This window comes from uncultured Sphingomonas sp., from assembly GCF_964243315.1.
GTDB lineage: Bacteria > Pseudomonadota > Alphaproteobacteria > Sphingomonadales > Sphingomonadaceae > Sphingomonas.
Map to the genome: position 1 here is coordinate 1 of NZ_CAXTEM010000102.1, position 5,287 is coordinate 5,287.

The following is a 5,287-nucleotide window of genomic DNA, read 5'->3' on the forward strand; positions in this document are numbered from 1 at the left end:
AGCAGCATGTCGTTGTCGCGCTGGTGGAGCCCGATCGAGGGTTCGTCGAGGACGTAGAGCACGCCCGAGAGGCCGCTGCCGATCTGCGACGCGAGGCGGATGCGCTGGCTCTCGCCGCCCGACAGCGTGCCGCTGGTGCGGTCGAGATTGAGATAGTCGAGTCCGACATTGTTGAGGAAGCCGAGCCGCTCGACGATCTCCTTCAGGATGCGCTCGGCGATCGCGCGCTGCTGATCGCCGAGATGCGTCGGGAGATCGGTGAAGAAGGCGAGCGCGTCGACCACCGACAGATGGGTGGCGTAGCTGATGTCCTTCATGGCGATCTTGACCGCGAGCGCCTCGGGCTTGAGGCGGGCGCCGTGGCAGGTCTCGCACGGGGCCGCGGACTGGTATTTGGACAGCTCCTCGCGCATCCACGCGCTCTCTGTCTGGAGCAGGCGGCGGTTGAGGTTGCCGATCACGCCCTCGAACGGCTTCTTGACGTCGTACTTCTTCTTGCCGTCGACGAAGGTCAGGGTGACGGGCTTGCCGCGGCTGCCGTGGAGGACGACGTCGCGGACCTCCTCGGGCAGCTCGCCCCAGGGCGTGTCGATCGCGAAGTCGTATTCGCGCGCGAGGCTGCCGAGGACCTGCATGTAATAGGGCGATGGCGGGTTGGACTTGGCCCAGGGCACGACCGCGCCCTTCTTGATGCTGAGCGCGTGGTTGGGGACGACGAGGTCCTCGTCGAACAACTGCTTCTCGCCGAGGCCGTCGCAGGCGGGGCATGCACCCTGGGGAGCATTGAAGCTGAACAGGCGGGGTTCGATCTCGCTGATCGTGAAGCCGCTGACCGGGCAGGCGAACTTCTCGCTGAACACGATGCGGCCGGGGGGCGCGTTGTCGCCGAGCACGACCGAGCTGGGGGTGTGCGGCTCGACGGGATCGGCGGGGTCGACATAGGCGAGGCCCTCCGCCAGTTTCAGCGCGGTCTCGAAGCTCTCGGCGAGACGCGTGCCGATCTCTCCGCCGGTGACGAGGCGGTCGACGACGACCTCGATGTCGTGCTTGTACTTCTTGTCGAGCGCGGGCGCTTCATCGATCTCGTGGATGGTGCCGTCGATGCGGACGCGGGTGAAGCCCGCCTTCTGCCATTCGAGCATTTCCTTGCGATACTCGCCCTTGCGGCCACGGACGACGGGCGCGAGCAGGTATAGCCGGGTGCCCTCGGGCAGCGCCATGACGCGATCGACCATCTGGCTGACGGTCTGCGCGGCGATCGGCTCACCGGTGGCGGGGCTGTACGGGGTGCCGACGCGCGCCCAAAGGAGGCGCATGTAGTCGTAGATCTCGGTCACGGTCGCGACCGTCGAGCGCGGATTGCGGCTGGTGGTCTTCTGCTCGATCGAGATCGCGGGGCTGAGCCCCTCGATATGGTCGACGTCGGGCTTCTGCATCAGTTCGAGGAACTGACGCGCATAGGCCGACAGCGATTCGACGTAGCGGCGCTGGCCCTCGGCATAGATGGTGTCGAACGCGAGGCTCGACTTGCCCGAGCCGGACAGGCCGGTGATCACGGTGAGCGTGTCGCGGGGGATGTCGATGTCGACATCCTTCAGATTGTGCTCGCGCGCGCCGCGGACGCTTATTTTGGTCAACATGGTGACGGTTCTACTTCTGTTCTTACGCGAGTGCTAGTCCGGGGACATAGGGTGATGCGGCTGCGGTCGCTACCTAGTGACGTTGAAAAGTGCGGTGAGTGTCTTAAGTCTGCGATACACGGACGGAGGACGAGCGGATGGGCAAGAAGAAGAACAAGAAGGCGGCTAAAGCCGCGGCGGGGGCAGCTTCGGGCGCGACGAGCAAGCCCGCGGGCTTCGCGATCCCCGACGAGCTGATGAAGCAGGGCGCGGCGCTGCTGGAGAAGGCGAACACGCCGGCGGGGCGCGAGATGATCGCCGCGGGGTTGACGATGGCGGCGGCGGCGGCGAGCGCGGCGCTGACCAAACGCGCGGCGTCTGCGCCCGAGGCTGCGGAGGCGAATGGGGCGGCGAACGGGGCGGCGAAGGAGCCGCCGGTGCTGGCGGATGCGCTGAACCAGGCGGCGGACGCGTTGATGAAGCGGTTCATGGGGCCGAAGGCGGGGTAGATTGCCTGGCGCGCCGTGCTCCTGCGGGAGGCAGGAGCCTAGGGTCGCAGACGGTGTCGATCGTTACCCTGGGCTCCTGCGTTCGCAGGAGCACGGGCGCGCTAGAGGTGGACGATCTCAACCCCGGTCGTCGACAGCGCGAGGTAATCCGCGGCGAGGCGGCGGTGGCAGTGGTCGGGCGTAGCTTCGCTGCATAGCAGGCAGCCATCGGCGAGATCGTCGAGCGCGATGCGGTGTTCGACCTTGCGGGCGTCGAGCAGTGCGAGATAGCGGCGGGCGTATTCGTCCCAGCCGAGTTCCTTCTTGCGATAAGCGTCGAGGATGTCGACGGTGGGCGCCAGCAGCGCCTCCACCGAATAGCCGATGCCGCCGATCCGGCCGAGGAAGAAGCGCAGGTCGTCCTGCTTGGCGAAGCCCGCGAGCTGCGAGACGCGGTTGAGCCGGGTGTCGTGGACGTGGCGGACGCCGGCACGTTCGAGCCGCCCGAAGAAGTCGGCGGCCTTGCTCTTGGTGAAGCCGATCGTGAACAGCTTCATGCGGGCGTGGCCGCGGTGGCGGGGACGGACTCGCGATAGGCAATCGCGGCGGCCTGACGATCATAGGCGGCGGCGACCGCGGCCTCCCAGTCGCCTGGCTTGGCGAGGAGCGGCGGCGGGGTAAGGCCGTGATGCGCGACCAGCCGGGCGTCGAACGCCGCCTGATCCTCGGTGCTGCCGTCGGTGTGAATGTGCACGATATCGCCGCGGAGTTCGTCGAGGCGATGGCAGACCAGCACCGCGCGGTGACACTCCAGCGGATCGCGTTCCGAACAGACCAGCGCGAGATTGAGCTTGCGGGTGCCCTCGCGGACCCGGTCGAGACCGGCGCGGAAATCGGCGGTGGCAGCGATCCGGTCGTAGGTCGCCTGCCCTGCGACATAGCAGGATCGATCCTTCGGTCGGGCGCCGAGCCGATCGCCGAGGAAGACGTATTTGATGTCGGCGGCGTTGAGGTGGCCGCGGAACGGTCCGCGGGTGAAATCGGGCTTGTAGGTCGAATAGGGCGTCGAACGGACGTCGCACACCACGTCGACCGCGTTCGCGCGCAGCAGCGCGACGAAGCCGGGCATGTCGAGGCCAGAATAGCCGATGGTGAAGAGCGCGCCCATGTCGTGGTTAAGCAGGCACGATCAATCCGTTCAACTGCAGGTAGCAGCGTTTGGGATCGAAGCTGCCATCAGCACCCTCCCAGCCCCGTGCCAAGCCGAGGCGGAGCACGATGTCGCCGGTCACGTGGAGCAATCGCGCGCGCAGCAGGCGCAGCCCGACATCGGCCTCGGGAGTACGGATCGCGACTTCGGTTACCGACAAGTTGTGCCAGACATGTGGGGGATCCTGCCAAGATACCTGTACCTTGTCGTACGGCACTTGGAGGCTGATCGCCCCGGCATCCACAAGCACACAGCCGAGCGACCGGCAATTGGTGCCATCGAGGACGTATTTGCCGGTGACCAGTTGATTGGCGAACAAGGTGTCGACGTTACGGTCCGCAGTCTCGACGCACGCCTTGTATAGCTGTGTAGGCGTAGCGACTCCGAGCTTGGTCACCATCGCGCAGCGGAAATCCTCCGTCGCATGCGGGAATTGGGGTGAAGCCGGCGAGTTCGCTGGCGTGAGCCCGACGATGTTGCCGACGCGGAAGAAGTCGGCTTCGACCCAACTCGCTTCCTCCCAATTGGAGCCATCTACCTGAAGCGGCCTGACCATCTTGCCGGTCGCGACGTCCAGGCCGGCGACGCAGACGATGCCGCCGGTCATCCGCGTGACTTCGGTGATCAGGACCTGGCGGTCTCCGGCTTTGACGGTGCCAACGAGCAGATCGGACAGCATCGACGTCTCCATGTCCGCTGCGGGAGCGCGCGGGGGAGCTTCCTAGGAGCCGATGCGGGGTGGGAGCAGTCGGGAGCTGGTCCGTTTCGGATGTATGCGGATGGTGGGCTTGGCATGTAACGCCACCCCGGCGACGGCCGGGGTCCAGTTGCGGACCAGAAGTTGGTGAGGGATGTGCTTCGCTACTTGGACCTTCCCACCTGGGCCCCGGCCTTCGCCGGGGTGGTGCTCGGGGGTTATTCGTCGCCGATGTTTGCGCTAGCGGCGCGGCGCCAGGCTAGCGAGCGGCCTTTGAGATCGAAGAGGTCGGCCTCTCCGGCGATCGCGGCATGGCCTAGCGCTACGGCGCGGGCGAGCGCGTCGAGCGCGATGTGGCGGTAGGCCGGGCGTGCGGTGACGGCGTCGTACCACCGGCCGCCGACCGCGTTGTCGAGGAGGATGCGCTGGAAACAATGGTCCGCGCTGACCGGCCAGCCGCGGGCCTGGGCGAGCGCGGGGAGGGTCTCGCGGGTCAGGGCGAGCCATTCGCTTTCGAGTTGGGGGCGAACTAGTTCGGGCATGGTGCTTCGCGCATCTATGGCGTGGCTGTCATCCGATCCACCCCGGCGGAGGCCGGGGCTCGGTGGTAGACCAGCGTTGGCGTGTGTTGCGCTTCGTTACCTCGGCCTGTGCGACTGGGCCCTGCCTTCGCCGGGGTGGCTGAGGTTGGAGCAGTGTTCCGGACTCTCCGTTTGTGTCCCCGCGAAGGCGGGGACCCAGTGCTGGGCTCCCGCCTTCGCGGGCGCACAATCTGGGGGTGCCCGGGTTGCCCGCGGTGGCAGATGGAGTGGCGTCGACTCCCCCCATCCTCACATGTGGATCGGCTTCCCCTGCACGGCCATCGCAGCTTCCTTCAGCGCCTCGGCGTGGGTTGGATGCGCATGGCAGGTATAGGCGATGTCTTCGCTGGTGGCGCCGAATTCCATAGCGATGCCGGCTTCGGCGATCATCGTGCCGGCGAGGCTCGCAACGATCCAGACGCCGAGGACGCGGTCGGTCTTGGCGTCGGCGATGACCTTCACGAAGCCGTCGGTGTCGCGGTTGGTCTTGGCGCGGCTGTTGGCCATCATCGGGAACTTGCCGACCTTGATCTCGGCCTTTGCGGCCGCCGCTTCCTCGGTCAGGCCGACGCCGGCGATCTCGGGCATGGTGTAGACCACACTGGGAATGACGTCGTGGTTGACGATGCCGGTGTGGCCGGCGATGTTTTCGGCGACCGCGACGCCCTCGTCCTCCGCCTTGTGCGCGAGCA

5 protein-coding genes and 2 pseudogenes are annotated in these 5,287 nt (G+C 66.7%); 1 reads left to right on the forward strand and 6 read right to left on the reverse strand.

Annotated features, from left to right (window positions below):
• Window positions 1-1,640 (reverse strand): annotated as a pseudogene (locus ACFE77_RS15975) (excinuclease ABC subunit A); the annotation flags it as partial.
• 137 nt (window positions 1,641-1,777) lie between these two features.
• On the opposite strand from ACFE77_RS15975, the gene ACFE77_RS15980 reads away from it, so the two are divergent.
• Complete coding sequence (locus ACFE77_RS15980; RefSeq protein ID WP_375422637.1) at window positions 1,778-2,128, forward strand: hypothetical protein; 351 nt, start codon at window positions 1,778-1,780, stop codon at window positions 2,126-2,128.
• 101 nt (window positions 2,129-2,229) lie between these two features.
• On the opposite strand, the gene ACFE77_RS15985 is transcribed toward ACFE77_RS15980, so the two are convergent.
• From ACFE77_RS15985 to ACFE77_RS16005, 5 genes and pseudogenes are all read right to left on the reverse strand, one after another.
• Window positions 2,230-2,664: a DUF488 family protein gene (locus ACFE77_RS15985; RefSeq protein WP_375422638.1), complete on the reverse strand. Its 435-nt coding sequence runs from the start codon at window positions 2,662-2,664 to the stop codon at window positions 2,230-2,232.
• Window positions 2,661-3,275, reverse strand: coding sequence for a DUF488 family protein (locus ACFE77_RS15990; RefSeq protein ID WP_375422639.1), 615 nt, complete (start codon window positions 3,273-3,275; stop codon window positions 2,661-2,663). The genes ACFE77_RS15985 and ACFE77_RS15990 overlap by 4 nt, the downstream gene beginning before the upstream one ends.
• A 7-nt stretch (window positions 3,276-3,282) precedes the next feature.
• On the reverse strand, window positions 3,283-3,996 hold the full coding sequence (locus ACFE77_RS15995; RefSeq protein WP_375422640.1) for a hypothetical protein: 714 nt from the start codon (window positions 3,994-3,996) through the stop codon (window positions 3,283-3,285).
• A gap of 236 nt (window positions 3,997-4,232) precedes the next feature.
• Window positions 4,233-4,556 (reverse strand): GCN5-related N-acetyltransferase, encoded by a 324-nt coding sequence (locus ACFE77_RS16000; protein WP_375422641.1) that lies wholly within the window; start codon window positions 4,554-4,556, stop codon window positions 4,233-4,235.
• A gap of 288 nt (window positions 4,557-4,844) precedes the next feature.
• Window positions 4,845-5,287, reverse strand: a pseudogene (locus ACFE77_RS16005) (dihydrolipoyl dehydrogenase); the annotation flags it as partial.